General features: G+C 74.3%; 12 protein-coding genes and 2 pseudogenes. 6 read left to right on the top strand and 8 right to left on the bottom strand.

The features are described from left to right. Positions 1-2: 2 nt before the first annotated feature. Positions 3-392 (bottom strand): annotated as a pseudogene (locus ACSHWO_RS21025) (Rv3235 family protein); the annotation flags it as partial. A gap of 450 nt (positions 393-842) precedes the next feature. On the opposite strand from ACSHWO_RS21025, the gene ACSHWO_RS21030 reads away from it, so the two are divergent. The 4 genes from ACSHWO_RS21030 (at position 843) to ACSHWO_RS21045 (ending at position 9245) form a co-directional block, all read left to right on the top strand. Further along, on the top strand, positions 843-1343 hold the full coding sequence (locus ACSHWO_RS21030) for a DUF6912 family protein (protein WP_361084793.1): 501 nt from the start codon (positions 843-845) through the stop codon (positions 1341-1343). Further along, positions 1340-2011, top strand: coding sequence for an HAD family hydrolase (locus tag ACSHWO_RS21035; protein ID WP_361084790.1), 672 nt, complete (start codon positions 1340-1342; stop codon positions 2009-2011). Before ACSHWO_RS21030 ends, ACSHWO_RS21035 begins: the two co-directional genes overlap by 4 nt. A 356-nt stretch (positions 2012-2367) precedes the next feature. After that, positions 2368-7332, top strand: coding sequence for an NAD-glutamate dehydrogenase (locus ACSHWO_RS21040; protein WP_438313769.1), 4965 nt, complete (start codon positions 2368-2370; stop codon positions 7330-7332). 140 nt (positions 7333-7472) lie between these two features. Beyond that, positions 7473-9245: an Imm49 family immunity protein gene (locus tag ACSHWO_RS21045; protein ID WP_438313772.1), complete on the top strand. Its 1773-nt coding sequence runs from the start codon at positions 7473-7475 to the stop codon at positions 9243-9245. Positions 9246-9303: 58 nt separating this feature from the next. Here ACSHWO_RS21045 and ACSHWO_RS21050 read toward each other — a convergent pair whose 3' ends face one another. Continuing rightward, entirely contained in the window at positions 9304-10065 is a 762-nt protein-coding gene (locus ACSHWO_RS21050) for an ABC transporter ATP-binding protein (protein WP_385848564.1), read from the bottom strand. Further along, positions 10058-10966, bottom strand: a complete 909-nt coding sequence (locus tag ACSHWO_RS21055; protein ID WP_438313776.1) for an ABC transporter permease — start codon at positions 10964-10966, stop codon at positions 10058-10060. Before ACSHWO_RS21055 ends, ACSHWO_RS21050 begins: the two co-directional genes overlap by 8 nt. A 150-nt stretch (positions 10967-11116) precedes the next feature. Between ACSHWO_RS21055 and ACSHWO_RS21060 the strand changes: the two genes are divergently transcribed. Then, positions 11117-11767 (top strand): TetR/AcrR family transcriptional regulator, encoded by a 651-nt coding sequence (locus ACSHWO_RS21060; RefSeq protein WP_385848566.1) that lies wholly within the window; start codon positions 11117-11119, stop codon positions 11765-11767. Positions 11768-11842: 75 nt separating this feature from the next. On the opposite strand, the pseudogene ACSHWO_RS21065 reads toward ACSHWO_RS21060, so the two are convergent. The 5 genes and pseudogenes from ACSHWO_RS21065 to ACSHWO_RS21085 all read right to left on the bottom strand — a co-directional run. Then, positions 11843-12042 (bottom strand): annotated as a pseudogene (locus tag ACSHWO_RS21065) (CDP-glycerol glycerophosphotransferase family protein); the annotation flags it as partial. A gap of 44 nt (positions 12043-12086) precedes the next feature. Then, positions 12087-12935 (bottom strand): carbohydrate ABC transporter permease, encoded by an 849-nt coding sequence (locus ACSHWO_RS21070; protein WP_361084775.1) that lies wholly within the window; start codon positions 12933-12935, stop codon positions 12087-12089. Beyond that, positions 12932-14299 (bottom strand): carbohydrate ABC transporter permease, encoded by a 1368-nt coding sequence (locus tag ACSHWO_RS21075; RefSeq protein WP_438313781.1) that lies wholly within the window; start codon positions 14297-14299, stop codon positions 12932-12934. Before ACSHWO_RS21075 ends, ACSHWO_RS21070 begins: the two co-directional genes overlap by 4 nt. Positions 14300-14304: 5 nt before the next feature. Next, entirely contained in the window at positions 14305-15687 is a 1383-nt protein-coding gene (locus ACSHWO_RS21080; RefSeq protein ID WP_438313784.1) for an ABC transporter substrate-binding protein, read from the bottom strand. 216 nt (positions 15688-15903) lie between these two features. Continuing rightward, a complete protein-coding gene (locus ACSHWO_RS21085; RefSeq protein WP_438319196.1) occupies positions 15904-18981 on the bottom strand; it encodes an FtsK/SpoIIIE domain-containing protein in 3078 nt (1025 codons plus the stop codon). Between the two features lie 418 nt (positions 18982-19399). On the opposite strand from ACSHWO_RS21085, the gene ACSHWO_RS21090 reads away from it, so the two are divergent. Further along, a complete protein-coding gene (locus tag ACSHWO_RS21090; protein WP_438313787.1) occupies positions 19400-21235 on the top strand; it encodes a protein kinase domain-containing protein in 1836 nt (611 codons plus the stop codon). The last annotated feature ends 26 nt before the right edge of the window (positions 21236-21261 follow it).

Raw genomic sequence — 21261 nt, forward strand, 5'->3', positions numbered from 1 at the left:
CGTCAGGGCAGCGGCCCGCGGATCTCGACGGCCGCGCAGCGCCAGCGCAGGTCGGCGCCCTGCTCCAGGCGGAAGGCCATGGCCGAGACGCGGTCGCCGGTGGCGATGCGGGCGAAGGCCTCGATCACGCCCGGTCCCGGGTGGAAGCGCCCGCAGCGGCGCAGCACCGGGCGCAGGCGGCTGCGTAACGGGCCGGCCGGGGCCAGGCCCACCAGCTGGTCGTAGGCGGGGCCGACGGTGAGGCCGAGCAGGGAGTGGACGGGGCGCTGGCCGCTGATCACCGCCAGCAGGCGTTCGGCGAACCAGTCGTGGGGCCCGCGGGAGGCCGGCGGGCGGGCCTCCCGCGGGCCGGGGCGGCGCTGGTCGCGGCGGCCCGGGGGCCGGGCGGCGTTTCCGGTGTTCCCGGCGGGTCCCGAGGGCCCGGCCGTCCTCGCCGGTCCGGTGGTCCGCGTCGGGCCCGTCGGCCCCTTCGGCCCCTTCGGCCCCGCCGCGCCGGCGGTCCTGCTCGTCCTGGTCGTCCTGGTCGTCATGCGGTCGTCCCCCACGCGTCGGCCCCGGCGGTACCGGGCGGTAACTTCTTCGGGGATCTTCTACGGCCGCCCGACACGCTCCGCAACGGCCCTCCCGCACCCCGGCACCCCCGCCCCGCTTCACCTATCCGGGTGGCCCCCGGCCCGTACGGCGGCCGGACGGGGGCCGTGGAGCGCCCCGCCGTGGACGCGCCCCGGCGCGCCCCGCGCAGCCCGAAGGGGGACCTCCGCCGTCACCGGGCGCAGTCTTCCGCCGCCGCTGCGCCACCGTCGTATCCTGAGGGCGTTCCCGACTACCGAAAGCAGCCGGCCATGCGCGTGTACGTCCCCCTGACCCTCCCCGGGCTCGCCGAGGTCCACCGGGCGGGTGAGCTGGCCGGCGCCCCGCTGCGCGCGTACGCGGTCACGCCGGGCCTGCGCGAGTGGTACGTGTCGGACGACATCGAGGAGCTGGAGTACGCCGCCCTCGGCCGGGCCGCCACCGCCTCCCTGCGGATGCTCGCCGAGGACCCCGCCGCCCCGCGCAAGCGCGTCGTCGTCGCCCTCGACGTGGCCGACAAGGCCGCCACCGCCGTGCCCGGCATCGACGAGGCCTCCCTCGGACAGGTCGCCGTGGCCGGCCCGGTCCGGCTGACCGCGGCCGCCGCCGTGCACGTGGACGCCGACGACGCCGTCAAGGACGTCGAGGCGGCCGCCGCGGCCGTCGCCGCCGCCGACGCCGGGGACGACGACGCCCAGTTCACCGTGGACGGCGCCGACGACCACGAGCTGCTGTGGTTCGGAGTCCAGGAGATCCCCGGGCTGCTGGCATGAGCGGCGGCCCGGCTTCCCACATCGTCTGGGACTGGAACGGCACCCTGCTCCATGACATCGACGCCGTGATCACGGCGACGAACGCCTCCTTCGCCGAGTTCGGGTTCGCGCCGATCACCCTGGAGCGCTACCGTGAGCTCTACGTCGTACCCGTGCCGAAGTTCTACGAGCGGCTGATGGGCCGGCTGCCCACCGAAGCCGAGTGGGCCGTCATGGACGACACGTTCCACCGCTACTACTGGGCCGCGGCCGAGAACGTCGGCCTCGCCGCAGGTGCCCGGGAGCTGCTGCGGGGCTGGCAGGCCGACGGGCTCACCCAGTCCCTGCTGTCCCTGGCGCCCCACGACAGGCTCGTACCGCTGGTGCACGCACACGGCATCGACCGGCACTTCCTGCGCGTCGACGGCCGTACCGGCCCCTCGCACACCTCCAAGGCGGGCCACCTGGTCCGGCACATGGCGGCCCTGCGGGCCAGCGGGGTGACCGCCGCCCGCACCGTCCTCATCGGGGACGCCGTGGACGACGCCGCGGCCGCCGCGCACGTGGGCGCGCGAGCCGTCCTCTACACGGGTGGTTCGCACAGCCGCCGCAGTCTGGAATCGGCCGGTGTGCCGGTCGTGGACAGCCTGGCAGAGGCCGTGCGCACTGCTCGCGAGCTGGCCGAATAAGCACTGGCACGCGCGGTGGTCCACGTCACTGCGCACATCGTCAAACTTCCGGACTTGCTTTTGTACAGATCCGGACCGTGACGCGGTGGGGGGAGGGCGAGATAGCCTGGTACCCGTGATCAGCGCGATAGTCCGCGGGGGCACTGACGCCCCCGGCCTGCGCCCGGCGCACGAACGTGCCCGGGCCTTCGCTGATCCCCGCTGCCGGGACGCCTGGCCGATTCCGGCCGTATCCCTCCCGGTCGGCGCTCACGACGACATAGCGTCGCTTCCGGACGGACTACCCGCTGCGCGGCGCTACGTCATTCCTTCCTTCACCTACGTCACGCAATGGCGCGCGACAGGAGCCAGAGGACATGCAGACCAAGCTGGACGAAGCAAAGGCCGAGCTGCTCGCGCGGGCGGCCCGGGTAGCTGAGCACAGCCCGGCCGGGGGACTCCTTCCGACCGGTGCCGAGCAGAAGGAGCGGCCCGACCGGGACACGACGCTCGCCTATCTCCAGCGCTACTACCTGCACACCGCCCCCGAGGACCTCGTCGACCGCGACCCCGTCGACGTGTTCGGGGCGGCGCTGTCGCACTACCGGCTCGCCGAGAACCGGCCGCAGGGCACCGCGAACGTCCGCGTGCACACGCCGACCGTCGAGGAGAACGGCTGGACCTCCAGCCACTCCGTCGTCGAGGTGGTCACCGACGACATGCCCTTCCTCGTGGACTCCGTGACCAACGAGCTGTCCCGCCAGGGCCGCGGCATCCACGTCGTGATCCACCCCCAGGTCGTCGTGCGCCGTGACGTCACCGGCAAGCTGATCGAGATCCTCGGCCCCGACTGCGACGCGCACGGCCCGAAGACCGCGCGCCCCCACGACTCCCTCGTCGAGTCCTGGATCCACGTCGAGATCGACCGCGAGACCGACCGCGACGACCTCAAGCAGATCACCGCCGACCTGCTGCGCGTCCTGTCCGACGTCCGCGAGGCCGTCGAGGACTGGGAGAAGATGCGCGACGCCGCGCTGCGCATCGCCGACGGCCTCCCGGACGAGCCGACCGCCGCCGACCTCCACGAGTACGAGCTCGAAGAGGCCCGGGAGCTGCTGCGCTGGCTCTCCGACGACCACTTCACCTTCCTCGGCTACCGCGAGTACAACCTCGTGGACGGCGACGCCCTCGCCGCCGTGCCCGGCACCGGCCTCGGCATCCTGCGCTCCGACCCGCACCACAGCGGCAAGGAGGACGCCCACGCGGTCTCCCCGTCCTTCAACCGGCTGCCGGCCGACGCCCGCGCCAAGGCCCGCGAGCACCGCCTGCTGGTGCTGACCAAGGCCAACAGCCGCGCCACCGTCCACCGGCCCTCGTACCTCGACTACATCGGCGTGAAGAAGTTCGACGCCGACGGCAACGTCGTCGGCGAGCGCCGCTTCCTCGGCCTGTTCTCCTCCGCCGCGTACACCGAGTCCGTGCGCCGCGTCCCGGTCATCCGCCGCAAGGTCGCCGAGGTGCTGGAGGGCGCCGGCTTCGCGCCGAGCAGCCACGACGGCCGCGACCTGCTGCAGATCCTGGAGACCTACCCGCGCGACGAGCTGTTCCAGACCCCGGTCGACAAGCTCCGCGAGATCGTCACCTCCGTCCTTTACCTGCAGGAACGCCGCCGGCTGCGGCTGTACCTGCGCCAGGACGAGTACGGCCGCTACTACTCGGCCCTCGTCTACCTGCCGCGCGACCGGTTCACCACCGGCGTCCGGCTGCGGCTGATGGACATCCTGAAGGAGGAGCTCGGCGGCACCAGCGTCGACTTCACCGCCTGGAACACCGAGTCGATCCTCTCCCGCATCCACTTCGTCGTCCGCGTCCCGCAGGGCACCGAGCTGCCCGCGCTGACCGACGCCGACGTCGAGCGGGTCGAGGGCCGCCTCGTGGAGGCCGCCCGTTCCTGGTCCGACGGCTTCGGCGAGGCCCTGACCGCCGAGCTCGGCGAGGAGCGCGCCGCCGAGCTGCTGCGCAAGTACAGCGGCTCCTTCCCCGAGGGCTACAAGGCCGACCACACGCCGCGCATGGCCGTCTCCGACCTGTGCCACCTGGAGCGGCTCTCCGCCAGCGACATCGAGTTCGCGCTGTCCCTGTACGAGCCGGTCGGCGCGGGCCCCGGCGAGCGCCGCTTCAAGATCTACCGCACCGGTGAGCAGGTCTCGCTGTCCGCGGTCCTGCCGGTGCTGCAGCGCCTGGGCGTCGAGGTCACCGACGAGCGCCCGTACGAGCTGCGCCGCAGCGACCGCACCAGCGCCTGGATCTACGACTTCGGTCTGCGCATGCCCGTCGCCGGCAACGGCGACAACTACCTCGGCGACGGCGCCCGCGAGCGCTTCCAGGACGCCTTCGCCGCCGTGTGGCGGGGCGACGCCGAGAACGACAACTTCAACAGCCTGGTGCTGAGCGCCAAGCTCACCTGGCGGCAGGCCGTCGTCCTGCGCGCGTACGCCAAGTACCTGCGCCAGGCCGGCTCCACCTTCAGCCAGGACTACATGGAGGACACCCTCCGCAACAACGTCCACATCACCCGGCTGCTGATCTCGCTCTTCGAGGCGCGGATGTCGCCCGGCCGCCAGTCCGCCGGCACCGAGCTGATCGACGCCATGCTGGAGGAGCTGGACGGGGCCCTGGACCAGGTCGCCTCGCTGGACGAGGACCGGATCCTGCGGTCCTTCCTCACCCTGATCAAGGCCACCCTGCGGACCAACTTCTTCCAGCTGAACGCGCAGGGCGAGCAGCACCCCTACGTGTCGATGAAGTTCGACCCGCAGGCCATCCCGGAGCTGCCGGCCCCGCGCCCTGCCTTCGAGATCTGGGTGTACTCGCCGCGCGTCGAGGGCGTCCACCTGCGCTTCGGCAAGGTCGCCCGCGGCGGCCTGCGCTGGTCCGACCGCCGCGAGGACTTCCGTACGGAGATCCTCGGCCTGGTCAAGGCGCAGATGGTCAAGAACACCGTCATCGTGCCGGTCGGCGCCAAGGGCGGCTTCGTCGCCAAGAACCTGCCGGACCCGTCGGTGGACCGCGACGCCTGGCTCGCCGAGGGCGTCGCCGCGTACAAGATCTTCATCTCGGCGCTGCTCGACATCACCGACAACATGGTCGGCGGCGAGGTCGTGCCGCCCAAGGGCGTGGTCCGCCACGACGAGGACGACACCTACCTCGTCGTCGCCGCCGACAAGGGCACCGCGACCTTCTCCGACATCGCCAACGGCGTCGCGGAGTCGTACGGCTTCTGGCTGGGCGACGCCTTCGCCTCGGGCGGCTCGGCCGGCTACGACCACAAGGGCATGGGCATCACCGCCCGCGGCGCCTGGGAGTCCGTCAAGCGGCACTTCCGCGAGCTCGGCCACGACACCCAGACCCAGGACTTCACCGTCGTCGGCGTCGGCGACATGTCCGGTGACGTCTTCGGCAACGGCATGCTGCTCTCCGAGCACATCCGCCTCGTCGCCGCCTTCGACCACCGGCACATCTTCATCGACCCGAACCCGGACGCGGCCGTCTCGTACGCCGAGCGCCGGCGCCTGTTCGAGCTGCCGCGCTCCTCGTGGGCCGACTACAACCCCGAGCTGCTGTCCGCGGGCGGCGGCGTCCACCCGCGCAGCGCGAAGTCCATCCCGGTCAACGCCCACATCCGCGAGGCCCTCGGCATCGAGGCCGGCGTCACCAAGATGACCCCGGCCGAGCTGATGCAGGCCGTCCTGCACGCCCCCGTGGACCTGCTGTGGAACGGCGGCATCGGCACCTACGTCAAGGCCACGGCCGAGACGCACACCGAGGTCGGCGACAAGGCCAACGACGCCATCCGCGTCAACGGCGCGGACGTCCGGGCCAAGGTCATCGGCGAGGGCGGCAACCTGGGCCTGACCCAGCTCGGCCGCATCGAGTTCGCCCGGATCGGAGCCGGCGGCGAGGGCGGCAAGGTCAACACCGACGCCATCGACAACAGCGCGGGTGTGGACACCTCCGACCACGAGGTGAACATCAAGATCCTGCTGAACGCGGTGGTCGCCAACGGCGACATGACCGTCAAGCAGCGCAACGCCCTGCTGGCGGAGATGACCGACGAGGTCGGCCACCTGGTCCTGCGCAACAACTACGCGCAGAACACCGCCCTGGCCAACGGCGTCGCCCAGGCCCACAGCCTGCTCCACGCCCAGCAGCGCTTCGTGCGCCGCCTGGAGCAGTCCGGCCAGCTCAACCGCGACCTGGAGTTCCTGCCCAGCGACCGGCAGATCCGCGAGCTGCTCGGTGGCGGCACCGGCCTGACCCAGCCGGAGCTGGCCGTCCTGCTGGCCTACACCAAGATCACGGTGGCGGACGAGCTCATCACCACCGAGCTGCCGGACGACCCGTACCTGCGCCGCCTGCTGGACGCGTACTTCCCGGCCGCGCTGCGCGCGAAGTTCCCGGAGCAGATCGCCTCCCACGCGCTGCGCCGCGAGATCATCACCACGCTGCTGGTCAACGACACCGTCAACACCGGTGGTTCGACCTTCCTGCACCGGCTGCGCGAGGAGACCGGCGCCTCCACCGAGGAGATCGTGCGGGCGCAGCTCTCGGCCCGCGAGATCTTCGGCCTGGCCGAGGTGTGGGACGCCGTCGAGGCCCTGGACAACAGGGTTTCGGCCGACGTCCAGACCCGGGTGCGCCTGCACTCCCGGCGCCTGGTCGAGCGCGGTACGCGCTGGCTGCTGAACAACCGGCCGCAGCCGCTGCAGATCACCGAAACCATCGAGCTGTTCGCCGAGCGGGTGGCCCAGGTCTGGGCGGAGCTGCCGAAGCTGGTGCGCGGTGCGGACCTGGAGTGGTACCAGCTGGTCCTGGACGAGCTGACCGGCGAGGGCGTGCCGGAGGAGCTGGCGGCGAAGGTCGCAGGGTTCTCCTCGGCCTTCCCGACGCTGGACATCGTCGCGATCTCGGACCGCACCGGCGTGGACCCGCTGGGCGTCGCCGAGGTGTACTACGACCTGGCCGACCGCCTGGACATCACCCAGCTGATGGACCGGATCATCGAGCTGCCGCGGGCCGACCGCTGGCAGTCCATGGCCCGCGCCTCCATCCGCGAGGACCTGTTCGCCGCGCACGCGGCGCTGACCGCCGACGTGCTGGCGGCCGGCGAGAGCGGTGCGACGCCCGAGGAGCGCTTCAAGGCCTGGGAGGACAAGAACGCGGCGATCATCTCCCGTGCCCGGACCACCCTGGACGAGATCCGCGGTTCGGACGACTTCGACCTCGCGAACCTGTCGGTCGCGATGCGGACGATGCGGTCGCTGCTGCGCGTGCACGGCTGATGGCCCCCTGCTGACGGCCCTTCGGGGACGTGAGTGGACGAGCGGCCCGGAACCATGAGTTCCGGGCCGCTCGTCGTATGTCCCGGTACCGGCCGCACGGTGGGGCCGCGATCACGACGACACGGGGAGCAGGACAAGCAGTGCGCATCGAACGACACCAGGTGGGGGAGGCCGCGGTCGCCGCGGCGCGCGAGGACTTCGTGAACCGCATCGGCTCCATGGTCCGCTCCATGTCCCGCGGAGGCCGCATGGCCACGTACGAATGGCAGACGATCTCCGAGGAGCTCCTCGACTACCTCGGCGCCCTCTCCGTCGAGCGGCCCGGCCTCGACACCCCCGAGGCCCGGGCCGTCCTCAAGGACGCCGCTGAGGCCGCCGCGGGCGCGGTGTCGTTCGCCGCGTACTACGCGTACGACTCCTTCCACGTCTTCCTGGACTACGTGAACTTCGGAATGAGCTACGACCGGGACGGCGACCCGGCCGACCGGGAGTCCGTCACCCTCCACGAATGGCTCGACGCCTTCTGCCTGGCCGTCATCGACGGGGACACCGCGCGGCACGGCGAGGCCTTCCACTTCGCCCGCCAGAAGGACCAGGCGGAGCACGCGGGCCGGCCCGCGGCCGAACTGGTCGGCGGCTTCATGGCGTACGTCTGCGGCGACCTGAACGACGACGACCAGGACTTCCCGCCGTCGCAGGAGCAGAAGCTCGCCGCGGTCGACGCCGGGCTCGCCCGGATCGCCGCCCTCGCCCGGGAGACCGGCCAGGCCCTGGCTGACCACCCGGACAGCACCGCCCTGCGGGCCCTGCGCGCCCTGACCGCCGGCGACCGGGAGGCGTACGACGCCGAACTCGTCCGGCTGCTGCGCCACCACGCCGACCAGACCGGTTCCTGGGCGCGGAACCAGCCGCGCACCCTGCTGCCGCTCGTCCCGATAGCGGTGGCCGCGCTCGGCCACCGCGACCACGGCTGGTGGCCGCCGACCGACACCGACTACCTGCCGTACGCGCTGCTCACCGGCTTCGCCAAGCCCGGGCCGCGGGTCGGCGCCTTCGGCCGCGACCGGCGCCCCGACGCGGTCGCGGAGCTGGCGGGCGGGCGGACCGTGGAGTTCGAGCGGCCCCTGGCACCGCAGCCGCTGACCCCGGAGGGCGAGGCGGGCTTCGAGGAGGGCACCCGGAGGGCCTTCACCCCGCAGGACGGCGAGGGGCTGTCGTCCTGGCGCCTGGCCAGCTCCCTGCAGTACCAGGAGGTCCTCTTCAAGACCCGCGCCACGCACGGCCCCGACGTCACCGACACCCAGCTGCGGGGGCTGCACCTGGCCTCGGCGCTGGGCGCCGCGCTGTTCCGCACCACGCTGGTGGAGGAGGGCACCCAAACCGAGGTCGCCATCGAGGGGCGCACCCTCGTCTACCCCGCCTACAGCGGTCACCGGGCCGGGCTCGCCCAGTGGCTCACGGCGACGCACCTCGCCCTGATCACGGGGGTGCGCGAGGACCTCGCCCCGCTCGTGCTGGCCGGGCCGGCCCGGCTCCAGGAGGGCGCTCCCGTCTACTCGGCGTACTGCCGGGCCCTGCACGCCTACCTGCGCGGGGAGGCTGCCGAGGAGGCCGCCGAGGAGGCCGTGCGGGCCGGGGAGGAGAGCGCGGCGGGCGGTTTCCTGCCGCCCCCGGTCGTGCTGCTGTCGCAGCTGGTCGACGGCGACGAGGAGAGCTTCAACCTGGCCCTCCTCGACGCCCTGGAGGCCCACCGCGACCACTACTCGGTGGCCGACCGGGCCGAGGACTGCGACGCGGCCCTCGACCTCGGCGCGCTGGCCCTGGCCTGCCACGCGCGCCGGCGCGGCTGGAACGTCCGGGTGGCCTCTCCGTACCTGCCGGCGCGCCTCCTGCGGGAGGCTGCCCCGCTGTAGGCCGTACCGCGCCGTGGGCGGGACGGATCCGGGCGGGGGCGGGTCCGGGTGGGACGGGTCAGCCGCCGGTGTGGGCCTCGTACGCGGCGCACACCTCGTCGGCGGGCCCGTCCATCCGCAGGACGCCCGCCTCCAGCCAGATCGCGCGGTCGCAGGTCTCGCGGACCGTGCCGATGCCGTGGCTGACGAGGAAGACGGTGCCGGCCTGGGCGCGCAGTTCCTCGATGCGCTTGTGGCTGCGCCGCTGGAAGGCGGCGTCGCCGGTGGCCAGGGCCTCGTCGATCATCAGCACCTCGTGGTCCTTGGCCGCGGCGATGGAGAAGCGCAGCCGGGCGCCCATGCCGGAGGAGTACGTCCGCATGGGCAGCGAGATGAAGTCGCCCTTCTCGTTGATGCCGGAGAAGTCGACGATGTCCTGGTAGCGCTCGCGGACCTGTTCCCGGGACATGCCCATGGCCAGGCCGCCGAGGATGACGTTGCGCTCGCCGGTGAGGTCGTTCATCAGGGCGGCGTTGACGCCGAGCAGGGAGGGCTGGCCGTGTGAGTAGACGGTGCCGCGGGCGACGGGCTGGAGCCCGGCGATCGCCTTGAGCAGGGTGGACTTGCCCGAGCCGTTGGAGCCGATCAGGCCGATGGCCTCGCCGCGGTACGCGGTGAAGCTGACGCCCTTGACGGCGTGCACCTCGCGGACGCCCGGGTCGGAGCGGCGGGAGACGATCCGGCTGAGGGCGGCGGTGGCGCCGCCCTTGCGGGCGCCGGCGTTCACCTTGTAGACGACGTGGACGTCGTCGGCGATGACGGTGGGGATGCGGTCAGCCACGGCCGTACTCCTCTTCTGCCTTCCAGAACCAGACGAACCCGCCGACGCCGGCGAGCAGGGACCAGCCGACGGCGATCGCCCACGCGTGGGGCGGCAGTGAGTGCGCGCCGAAGCTGTCGATGAGGGCGTAGCGCATCAGGTCGATGTAGACGGCCGCCGGGTTGAGCTTCAGGGCGAGGGCGACCCAGTGCGGCAGGTTGCCCTGGCGGAGCATCTGCTCGATGGACCACATGACGCCCGAGGAGTACATCCACGTGCGCAGCACGAACGGCATCAGCTGGCTGACGTCCGGGGCCTTGCTGCCGATCCGGGCCATGACCATCGCGCAGCCGGCGCAGAAGACGGCCATCAGCGCCAGGACGGGGACGGCGAGCAGCCAGGCCGGGCCGGGCGTCTGACCGAACGCGAGCAGCAGGACGACGAGCGCGCCCATGGTCACCAGCAGCTGCTGGAAGAGCTGGAGGACCGAGGCCAGCGGCAGGCTGGCGCGGGGGAAGTGCAGGGCGCGGACCAGGCCCAGGTTGGCGTGGACGGCGCGGGTGCCGGCGTTGATCGAGCTGCCGATGAAGTCCCAGACGAAGACGCCGGTCAGCAGGAACGGCAGGTAGTCGGGGACGCCGTGGCTGGCCTTCATGATCAGGCCGAAGACGAAGTAGTAGACGGCCGCGTTGAGCACCGGCGTCACCAGGTGCCAGACCTGGCCGAGCTTCGCGGTGCTGTACGTGGCCTGCATCCGGGCGGTGGCGTACGCGGTGACGAAGTGGCGGCGGCCCCAGAGCTGGCGCACGTACTCGGGCAGCGGGGGGCGGGCGCCGCTGACCGTCAGGCCGTGGGCGGCGGCCAGCTCCGCGGGGCTCGCGGCGGCCGGGGCGGCCGGGGTGGCCGAAGCGGGTGGGGTCACGGCAGTGGTCGCTTTCGACGGGGCCAGGACGTGAGGGACGACGGGACGGGTCCGTATCGTCGCTACGGCGAGACTAGGCCTCGACCCCGACGGAACGCAACCGTATCGTCGTGACGGGCTGGTGCCGCCGTGCCCGGCTATGCTCGGTCCATGACCACGGACCCCGCCGCCACCTCCTCCCCGACCACCCCCGCCGCCGCCCGCCGAGCCCCCGCCGGGGCCGCCGTACTGCGCGAGGACGTCACCGAGGCGATCCGCGCCGCGGTGCTGGAGGAGCTGGCCGCGGTCGGCTTCTCGCGGATGTCGATCGAGGGGATCGCCCGGCGCGCCGGAGTCGGCAAGACGGCCGTCTACCGGCGCTGGAAGTCCAAGCTCCACCTGGTCCTGGACCTGGTGCAGGCCTTCGCCGTGGACGGCCTGCCCGTCCCCGCGACCGGCTCGCTGTACGGCGACGTACGCGCCCTTCTGGAGGTCATGTCCCACGTGCTGCGCCACCCCGTGGCCTCCGCGGTCATCCCCGACCTGCTCGTCGAGGCCGCCCGCAACCCGGAGATCGCGGACGCCGTGCGCGGCGCCCTGCTCGACGGGGAGCGGCACATGGCGCAGGGCATCGTGTCCGCCGCCGCCGCGCGCGGGGAGCTGGCCCCCGGCACGGACCCCGGCCGGGCGCTGGACCTCGCGATCGGACCGCTGTACTGGCGGCAGGTGGTGGTCCGCGACGAGATCCCGGCCGACTACCTCGACGACCTGGCCGCCTCCGTGGTGGCCGGCCTCAAGACCCCGTCCCCCGCCCAGCCCTGACGGCTCCGCCCCGCCGCCGGCTACCGCCGGCGATCAACCGCCCGCGGCGGCAGCAGCCGGCGGGCCCGGAACGCGGGCCCGCAGCTGCGCCGAGCGGGAGCCCCGCCAGTGGCCCGTGGCGAAGACGGCCACCAGCTCGTCCTCGGTCCGGGCGACCGCGCCCGGCGGGCAGGTGTCCGCAGGTCGACATAGGTGCCGCGGGCCGCCTCGTACGCCTCCCAGTCGTCGGCGCGGACGACGATCGGCCGGTCCGGCGCCGCGTAGTCGAACATCAGCAAACGGGTTGCACGGCGACGGAGCGGCAGCTCACCGCCCCCGGCTACTTGAGCGCGCCCGCCGTCACCCCCGTCGTGAACTGCCGCTGGAACGCGAAGAACACCACCAGCGGCACCACCATCGACAGGAAGGCGCCCGGCGCGAGGACGTCGATGTTGTTGCCGAACTGCCGCACCTGCTGCTGGAGGGCGACCGTGACCGGCGGGTGCGAGGAGTCCGCGAAGACCAGCGCGACCAGCATGTCGTTCCACACCCACAGGAACTGGAAGATGCCCAGCGAGGCGATCGCCGGCCCGCCCAGCGGCAGCACCACCTGGGCGAACAGGCGCAGTTCGCCGGCCCCGTCCAGCCGGGCCGCCTCCAGCAGCTCCCGAGGGATCTGCGCGAAGAAGTTGCGCAGCAGGAACACCGCGAACGGCAGCCCGAACGCGGTGTGGAACAGCACCACCCCGGCGGTGGTCTCGAACAGGCCGATGGCGCCGAAGAGTTCGGACACCGGGATCAGCGCCACCTGCACCGGGACGACCAGCAGGGCGACGACGACCAGGAACAGCCAGTCCCGGCCGGGGAACTCCAGCCAGGCGAAGGCGTAACCGGCGAACGAGCCGAGCGCCAGCACCAGCAGGGTCGCCGGCACGGTGATGGCGACCGTGCTCAGCAACGAACCGGTGATCGCGTCGTCGGCGAGCAGCCGCTCGTAGTTCCCCGTGGTCAGCTTGGCCGGCGCGGTCAGCGCCTGCCACCAGCCGCCGTCGTTCAGGTCGCTCGGGTCGAGGAAGGAGGAGACCAGCAGCCCCAGCGTGGGCAGCAGCCAGAACAGGCCGGCGAGGACCAGGAAGACGCGTACCGCCCCGCCGGCCGCGCGGGAGGCTGCGGTGTGCACGAAGCTCATCGGCGGGCCTCCCGGCGCATCCGGCGGATGTTGTAGAGCATGACCGGCACGACCAGCACCAGCAGCAGTACCGCGATGGCGCTGCCGAGCCCCGCGTCGGCGTCCGTGCCGAAGGAGGTCCGGTACAGCTGGAGCGCCAGGACGTTGGCGTCGTCCTGCACCGAGCCCGGCGCGATCACGAACACCAGGTCGAAGATCTTCATCACGTTGATCACGAGGGTGACGAGGACCACCGCCAGCACCGGTGCCAGCAGCGGCACGGTGATCCGGCGGAACACCTGCCACTCGTTCGCCCCGTCCACCCGCGCCGCCTCCAGCAGCTCCCGCGGCACGGACGCGAGCCCCGCCGCGATCAGCACCATCGCGAACCCGGCCCACATCCACACGTACGCCCCGATGATCGCCGGGGTGACCAGCGCCGGGCCCAGCCAGTCCACCCCCGCGTACGCCTCCCGGAAGTTCGACGCGGGCAGCCGCAGCAGCGCCCCGTCGGCCTTCCCCGACATGCTGAACGTGCCGTCCGCGCCGGTCGTCGCCGACTCCACCACCCGGCCTTCCTTCACCGCCTCGATCCGCATCCCGGCGAACGCGGACTCCGCCGGGTCCACCGCGTTGGTCCGGCCGCCGCCGCCCCGGGTGAAGTCCTGCCAGGCCGTCCCCGTGACCCGGCCCGGTTCGGCCGCGGCGGGCCGGGCCGTCCGGGTCCCCTCGGGCAGCGCCGCGGGGGCGACGCCGACCAGCGGGAGCAGCGCCGGCGTGCCCGCCCGGACCGGCTCGCGGGTGAGGTAGCCGCCCGCATCGGCGCCCCGGCCGGGGACGAGCGGCGAGTCGCGGCCCGGCCGGGCCCCCGGGAACGCCGAGGAGGGGGCGAAGGTGTCGTGCACCGCCACCAGCACCGCGTTGGCGACGCCCCGGTCGGGGTCGTGGTCGTAGACCAGCCGGAAGATGATCCCGGCCGCCAACATGGAGATCGCCATCGGCATGAAGACCAGCAGTTTGAACGCGGTGCCCCAGCGCACCCGTTCGGTGAGCACGGCGAAGACCAGGCCGAGGGCCGTGGCGGCGGCCGGCGCGACCACGACCCACACCGCCGTGTTCTCCACGGCCGTGCGGATGGCGTCGTCGCGCAGGATCTCCGCGTAGTTGGCCCCGCCGACGAAGCGGTCGCCGGAACGGTCGAAGAGGCTGCGGTAGACGGAATAGCCGATCGGGTGCACGACGAGCGCCCCGAGCAGCACCAGCGCCGGGAGGAGGAACGCCGCCGCGACGAGGCGACGGCGCCGGGCCTGCCCGGACCGCGAGGACGGGGCGGCCCGGCGCGCGTCCTCGCGCGCGGCCGCCCCCGTACCGGTCGAGGGCGTCACGGGGATCAGTTCCCGTACGCCTTGGCCGCCTCCGCCTCCAGTCTGCTCTGGATGCCCGCCACGTCCGACGGGTTCGCCAGGAAGTCCTGCAGGGCCTTCCACTGGCCCGCGCCCGGCGTCCCGCCGAAGGCCGCCGGGGCCTGGTCCGACATGTCGAAGCGGAAGTCGTCGCCCGCCGCGATCAGCGCCTTGGCGATGCCCCGCTGGATGTCGTTCGGGTACGCGGCCAGGCTGACCGCCTTGTTCGGCGACAGGAAGCCGCCCTGCCGGGCCTGGATCTCCGCCGCGTCCGGGGAGGCCAGGAACGTCAGCAGTGCCTGCGCGCCCTTCGACGGCTTCAGCGCGACCGCCACGTCGCCGCCCGACACCACCGGCGGCTTCGCGCCGACCGTCGGGAACGGGAACACCAGCGCGTCCTCGCCGACCTTCGCCTCGGTCTGGGCGATGTTCACCCCGACGAAGTCACCCTCGAAGACCATCGCGGCCGCCGACCGGTCGCCGCCGGTGAACACCTGCGTCACCGACTTCGGGAACTCGGTGGCCAGCGCCCCGCTCGGCCCGCCCGCCAGGAAGTCCTTGCGGCCGAACAGTTCGGCGAGCGTGGTCAGCGCCTGCCGGACGCTCTCGTCCGTCCACTTGATCTCGTGCTTGGCGAGCTGGTCGTACTTCTGCGGGCCCGCCTGCGAGAGGTAGACGTTCTCGAACCAGTCCGTCAGCGTCCAGCCGTCCGCACCGGCCACCGACACCGCCGGGATCCCGGACGCCGACAGCGTGTCCGCGACGGACAGCAGCTCCTTCCACGTCTTCGGGGGCTTCACCCCCGCAGCCTCGAAGGCCTTCGCGTTGTACCAGATCAGCGACTTGTTGGCGGCCTTGTAGTACACCCCGTACGGGGTGCCGGCGACGGAGCCCAGCTCCTTCCAGCCGTCGGAGTAGTTCGCGTCGAGCTGGGCCTTCGCCTCCGGGCCGAGCGGCTGCACCCACTTGTTCTTCACCGCCGCGGTCAGCGCCCCGACCTGCGGCAGCAGCGCCACGTCCGGCGGCTGCCCGCCCGCGATCTTCGTGCCGAGGAAGGTGACGATCGGGTCCTGCGCCGGCACGAAGGCGACCGTGGCGCCCGTCCGCTTCTCGAACTCCTTCAGCACCTTCTCGAAGTTCGCCTGCTCCGGCCCCGTCCACACCGCCGCGACCTGGAGCTTCTCCCCGTCCAGTCGTGGTAACTGCACCCGCGGCGCGGCCGAGGCCGTCGCCCCCGGCGGAGGATCGGCCTTCGACCCCCCGCCGCCCCCGCACCCGCTCAGGACGAGGGCGCCCGCGGCGGCCAGGACCGCCCAGGCACGGCTGCTGCTTCTACGGTTCTTCGTACGGCTCGTTCCCTGCCTGAGCATGGTTCGCCCCCCGACTCCCGTGGTGTGACCTGCTCCACAGGTCTACGCCGAGCCGGGCACCCCCGCAATACCGCGTCAGGCCCCGGCAGGGGCGGCACGCCGGGCCCGCCGGGGCCCGCGGGGACGTCCCGCAGACGCCGCGGGGGCGCTGCGCGGTCTCAGCGGGGGCTGGTCGGGGGCTGCGCGGGGGCTGGCGGGGGCTGCGCGGGCGCGGGGTCAGGGTGCGGCCGGGAACAGCACGGGGACCGCCGAGACCAGGTGCGACGCCCGGTCCAGCGCACTGGCCAGCAGGGCCAGGTCGGTCGGGCCGTTGCCGAGCTCGCGCACCGGGCGGCGGGCCGGAGGGTCACCCATCCGCTCCCACTCCACCGGCACCACGGTCGGCCGCTGGGTCGCCGTCCGCGGTATCCGGCCGGTCACGCGCCCGCCCTGGAACGCGACCGTCCGCCCGTCGGCGAAACGGAGCACGCCGCGGCCCGGGCCCGGCCGGTCCGGCGCCTCCAGCTCCACCCGCAGCGGATTGCTCCGGACGAGCTCGGTGTCCGCCGTACGGTCCGGGCGGGCGGTGGCCGCCACCAGGTGCACGCCGAGCCGCTCCCCGTCCCGGGCCACCGCCTCCAGGACACGGACCACCGACCCGGCGGCGGGCCGGCCCGCACTGCCGAGACCCGGTGCGACCAGCGCGTCGAGGTCGTCCACCAGCACCACCAGGCGCGGCAGCGGGCTCGGCCCGGCGGGCGGGTCGAGGCGCAGGGCGGCGGCGCGCAGCCGCAGGGTGCCCGTACGCGGCTGATCCACGTCACCGCCGCTGGCCTGCTGCTCGGTGCCGCCGCCGACCTGCTCGGCCGGGGCGGGCCGACGCGGCGAGACCATCCGGTCGGACACCTCCCGGTGGGAGTGCCACTGCGCGAACGGCATCCCGTCCAGCAGCTCGGCGCGCCGCTTCAGCTCCGCGCCCAGGGCCTGCGCGAACTCCCGCATCCGCACCGGGTCGGCGGCGACCAGGTGCGCCGAGACGTGCGGCAGGTCGGCGGCCGGCAGCAGTCCGTCGCCGCGCTCCCCGCCGGCCCCGTCGAGCAGGACGAGCGCCAGCCGGTCGGGCCGCGCCCCGGCGGCCAGCGACGCCGCGATCGAGCGGAGCAGTTCGGTACGGCCGCTCCCGGCCGGTCCCTCGACGAGCAGGTGCGGCCCGTCCTGGACGAGCTCGGCGCCGACGGGGCCGCCGCGGCCGCCGCCGAGGACGAACGCGGCGAGCCCGCCGACGCCCTGGCCCCGCTCGGTCGCCTCGGCCCAACGGGCCATCAGTGAGGCCGGGGTGGCCCGGGCCAGGCCCAGCTCGTCCAGCAGCCGCGCGGTCGCCGGGAGGGCGGCGGCCGCCGACTGCTGCGGGACGGCGCCGGCGGTCCCGGCGCGCAGTGGGGCCAGCGCCCGGGCGAACCGCTCCGCCCAGGCCGCGGAGACGGCGTCGGCGGTCGCGGTGGCGCCGGGCGGGCAGGGCGTGCCGCCGGCGACGGCGAAGGTCCGTACGGTGGTGGCCACGTCGCCGCTGAGCACGGCGGCGGCGCCGCAGTCCCGGAAGGCGGGGACGGCCGCGCAGGCGGCCTCGTACGTTTCGGTGAGCGGGGAGGCGGGCGTCGCCGCCGGCGTCTCGGCCAGCACCAGGACGTGGATCCCGGCGGCCGGCCCGTGCGAGGCGAGCCGGCCGGTGAGGTCGCGCAGCGCGGCGGTGCCGGGGTCGCCGTCCACGACGAGGAGGGTGTACGGCCCCCGGTGGGCGGCCGCCGCCTCGCGCGCGGCGCGCGGGTCCGCGGCCGCCCAGTTCACGCCGAGCGGGCCCTCGTCGAGCCGGCGGGCCAGCTCGGCGGTGCGGGCCGCGGCCTGGTCGCGGTCGTACGCGAGGAGCAGCCGGCAGTCCTGGCCGTGCGCGGGCCGTACGTGGGGCAGCCAGCCGAGCCATCCCCACTCCTCGCGCCGCTGGGCCACCGGGCGGGCCCGGTCGCTGCTGACGAGCACGATCTCCAGCTGGGCGGGCGCGTGCAGCGCGGCGAGCTGGGCCACAACCGACCGGGCCACCCCGGCCAGGCGGGCGCGCGGGCCGGCGATGCCGAGGGCCCCGGCGTCCTGCAGCGCGACCCGGCTGCCGGCCCCGAGGCCGACGTCGAGGCGGCCGCGCGGCCGGGACCACAGCCGCCGGGTCGGCGCGAGGGCCGCCAGCAGCAGGGCCGCCGGATCGTCGGCGTCCGGCAGGGCAGCCGAGGCCGCCGGCGCGCCCGGTGCCGACTCCACGGGCTCTTCCCCGGCCCGCATCCACCGCCGCGCCCAGGCCCCGAACCCGCCCCGCCACCCGCCGCCGGCCACCGCCGGGCCGGCCGCGGACGCGGGTGCGGCAGCTCCGGGTCGGGCCGCGCGGGATCCGGGCGCGGGTGTGGGCGTGTCCGCCACGGGCCGGCCCGCGGCGGAACCGGTGCCGTGGTGGCCGACGGCCGCCGCCCCGTCCCGTTCACCCCCGTGACCCACGGGGGCCGTGGCGTACGGCGCCCCGGCGGCCGGTGCCCTGCCGGGGTCGGCCGGGTGGCCCGCGCCGGCGCCCGGGCCCGCCGGGGCGGAGGCGGGCGGGGCGGGCCACGCGGGGGGTGCCGGGGCGGTGCCGGCGGGCGGGGGCGGGAGGCAGAGGTGGCCCTCGCGGTCCGGGACGACCGGGAGCGCGGCCGGGGAGGAGACGGCCAGGCGGAGGGCCGATTCACCGATCCGGAGCAGCGCGCCCGGCGCCAGCGGCACGGGCTTCGCTCCCACCTTCGCGCCGTCCACCGTCGTGCCGTTCGTCGAGTCCAGGTCGGCGACGGCCACCCGGCCGTCCGCCGTCACGGTCACCGCGCAGTGCAGCCGGGACACGTCCGGGTCGTCCAGCGGGACGTCCGCGTCGGCCGAGCGGCCGATCCGGATCGCGCCGGGGTGCAGCAGGTGCACCCCGCCCGCGTCGGGTCCGGCCACCACGTGCAGCTGGGCCCCCTCGGCGGCGTCCGGCGCCGCGTCCGCCACCGGGCCGTGCAGCCCCAGCACCGCCCCGTCGACCAGCGGGGGCTCCCCGAGCACCTGCCGCTGCGGGTCCAGGCGCTGCGTACCGGCGTACAGCACGACCGTGCCCCCGGTGTCGGGCCCGCCGACGGTCGCCGCCAGCCCGGAGGCCACCGAGGCCAGCGCGGTCCCGGCGGGCGCGGTGACGAGCACGTCACACCCGGCGGGTACGGTCTGGTGGCCGCTGCGCGACCCGAGGACGGTCAGCCGGATCTGCATCGCCGTCAGCGATCCCTTCTGCGCGGTGCGCGGTTCGTGCGCCCGGCAGGGGAACGACGGCAGCCGCACGGCTGCCCCGAAAACCCCCACCCGGCGGGGCTCCCGTCCCCGCCGTTCCGTACGGGTGCATCCTCGCACCTGTCGCGGACGACACGCCCGGTTCTCCCCAAGAAATGATCTTGAATGATCGCACCCGCGGGGAACCCGCAGGGAACCTGTGGGGAAAGCCGAGCAAAAACGCCCCCGTCATACCCCGCGGATGTCACCCTTCGCACATATGTGCGGCAACCAACCTCCGGTACGTCGCGTCTTCCCGGAGGACACCCCCTAGAGTGGGCCGGAAAACGAACCCGGAAACGAAACCGGACGACGAACCACCGGCGGGACCCACCGCAGGACGACACAGGGAGCGCGAGACGTGCGGCCAGTCGGCAGCAAGTACCTGCTCGAGGAGCCGCTCGGGCGCGGCGCCACGGGCACCGTCTGGCGTGCCCGCCAGCGAGAGGCCGCCGGTGCGGAGGCGGCCGTCGCCGGCCAGCCCGGCGAGACCGTGGCCATCAAGGTCCTCAAGGAGGAGCTGGCCCAGGACCCGGACATCGTCATGCGCTTCCTGCGGGAGCGCTCGGTCCTGCTGCGCCTGACCCACCCCAACATCGTCCGCACCCGCGACCTCGTCGTCGAGGGCGACCTCCTCGCCCTGGTCATGGACCTGATCAACGGCCCGGACCTGCACAAGTACCTCCGCGAGAACGGCCCCTTCACCCCCGTCGCCGCCGCCCTGCTCACCGCGCAGATCGCGGACGCGCTCGCCGCCAGCCACGCCGACGGCATCGTCCACCGCGACCTGAAGCCGGCCAACGTGCTCCTCGACGAGAGCGACGGCCGGATGCGGCCGATGCTCACCGACTTCGGCATCGCCCGCCTCGCCGACTCCCCGGGCCTGACCCGCACCCACGAGTTCGTCGGCACCCCCGCCTACGTGGCCCCCGAGTCCGCCGAGGGCCGCCCGCAGACCTCCGCCGTCGACATCTACGGCGCCGGCATCCTGCTCTACGAACTCGTCACCGGCCGACCGCCGTTCGCCGGCTCCACCGCCCTCGAAGTGCTCCAGCGGCACCTCAACGAGGACCCGCAGCGCCCGCCGACCCTGCCCGAGCCACTGTGGATCGTCATCGAGCGCTGCCTGCGCAAGGAGCCGACCGAGCGCCCCAGCGCCGAGAACCTGGCCCGCGGCCTGCGCGTGGTCGCCGCCGGCATCGGCGTGCACAGCGCGCCGGGCGAGGTCGAGGCCGCGCTCGGCGTCGGCGCCCTGCTCGCGCCGGACCCCTCGCCCGCGCCCGTCCCCGAGGCCGCGGGCGGCGGTGCAGGCGACGCCGACCCCACGCAGGTGCTGCCCGCCCGCCCCACCGCCGCGCCGAGCGTCGGACCGGCCGGCGCCTACGACCCGAACGCCATGACCAGCGTGCTGCCGCCGGTCGGCGCCGCCGACGCCACCTCCGTCCTACCGGCCACCGGCGCCCCCGGGATCCCGGACGCGGCCGCCACCTCGGTCATGCCGCCCGTGGAGCGCCCGGACCAGCCGCACCCGTGGCAGACGCAGATGCGGGCGGCGCGCGAGCGCAACGAGCAGACGCAGATGCACTACCTCGACCCGAGCGAGGACCCGCTGCGCCGTCGGCCGCAGCGGCAGGCGCCCCCGCCGCCGCAGCAGCAGCCCCGGCAGCCCCAGCAGCCCGCGCAGTACCGCCAGGGTTCGCCGCAGCAGTACCCGCCGCAGCCGCAGCCGCAGCCGCAGCACCATCAGCCGCCGCAGCCGCCCCAGTACCGGCAGGCACCGCAGCAGCCGTACTACCCGCAGCCTCAGCAGGCGCCCCCGCCGCAGCAGCCCCAGCCGTACCGGCAGCCGCAGCAGCCCGCGTACCAGCCCCCGCAGGCCCCGCCGCCCCCGGTCCGGCAGCAGCCCCCGCAGGCCCCGCCGCAGCCGCGCGCCCCGCGGGAGCCGCGCGAGCCGCGCCGGCGCAGCGCCAACCCCATCAAGATCCCCGGCCTCGGCTGCCTCAAGGGCTGCCTGGTCATGATCCTGGTGTTCTTCGTCGCGGGCTGGCTGATCTGGGAGCTCACCCCGCTCCAGGAATGGATCGGCACCGGCAAGGGCTGGTGGGACCAGGTGTGGAGCTGGGGCTCCGGAATCGTCGACTGGGTGTCGTCGATCGGCGAGGCCACCGGCTCGGGCGGCGGCCCCGCCGCACCCTGAACCGCCCCCGCACGGAGCCGACTTCG

This window comes from Streptomyces pallidus (ex Mingjun et al. 2026) (assembly GCF_051550185.1).
Taxonomy (GTDB): Bacteria; Actinomycetota; Actinomycetes; order Streptomycetales; family Streptomycetaceae; genus Streptomyces.